This is a genomic window from Vibrio genomosp. F10 str. 9ZD137, assembly GCF_049974785.1.
Taxonomy (GTDB): Bacteria; Pseudomonadota; Gammaproteobacteria; order Enterobacterales; family Vibrionaceae; genus Vibrio.
Genome location: NZ_JBNGCJ010000237.1, coordinates 1 through 661, shown reverse-complemented (window position 1 = coordinate 661; position 661 = coordinate 1). Strand labels below are relative to the sequence as shown.

Annotated in this window: 2 protein-coding genes; both read right to left on the bottom strand. The window is 40.4% G+C overall.

Annotated elements, in window-relative coordinates; genetic code table 11:
- Positions 1-29 precede the first annotated feature (29 nt).
- On the bottom strand, positions 30-317 hold the full coding sequence (locus ACP45E_RS03540) for a type II toxin-antitoxin system RelE family toxin (protein ID WP_017038857.1): 288 nt from the start codon (positions 315-317) through the stop codon (positions 30-32).
- Positions 307-558: a type II toxin-antitoxin system Phd/YefM family antitoxin gene (locus ACP45E_RS03535; RefSeq protein ID WP_017038856.1), complete on the bottom strand. Its 252-nt coding sequence runs from the start codon at positions 556-558 to the stop codon at positions 307-309. Before ACP45E_RS03535 ends, ACP45E_RS03540 begins: the two co-directional genes overlap by 11 nt.
- Positions 559-661 lie beyond the last annotated feature (103 nt).

Here is a 661-nt window from a genome sequence, read left to right as displayed (position 1 = left end):
TCTGTCTTAAACGCTTTGTTATGCTGCTGTTACGAGAACCTCGATGCTAACCTTTTGTACACTGCATCTTTGTCCCGTTTTCCAATAGCCAACACATACACCACGATTTCATCGTCAATAACTTCATAGGCTAAACGATAGCCTGCTGTACGTAGTTTGATCTTGTAAACTGAGTCGTAGCCACGAAGTTTAGACGAAGGAACATGTGGATTCTCTAGCCGCTCTTTAAGCTTCTTTTTGAACTGACTTTGAATTGGTGGAGCTAACTTGCTCCATTCTTTCTTGGCAGCTGGTAGAAATTTAAGCTTATAAGTCATCGATATCTACTTCCACCGCTTCAGATAACTCACCGCGGCGACTTTCAACTAGTTTAGCAAGCTCGTAGTCATCGAGCATATCCATTAGAAACTCATAAGTTTCTGCTGGGACAAGATACGCTGCTGGCTTATTGTGGTTTAGAATAGCAATGGCAGAACCATCAGCTTCATTTAGCAAAGCGGTTGGATTTTTCTTTAACTCAGAAATACTTGCTGAACAATCAGCTAAAACCTGTCTCATAACAACACCAATTAAGTATTTAAATAAGTGCTTATTTTAGGCCTTATTTTCAGTCTTGGCCAGAAGTTTTTGATTGCAGCATAACGCCCAATTAAGGGGTGAA

Excerpts from the sequence above, each read along its gene's own strand:
- ACP45E_RS03540 (WP_017038857.1), bottom strand. The coding sequence starts at position 317 with ATGACTTATAAGCTTAAATTTCTACCAGCTGCCAAGAAAGAATGGAGC.
- ACP45E_RS03535 (WP_017038856.1), bottom strand. The coding sequence starts at position 558 with ATGAGACAGGTTTTAGCTGATTGTTCAGCAAGTATTTCTGAGTTAAAG.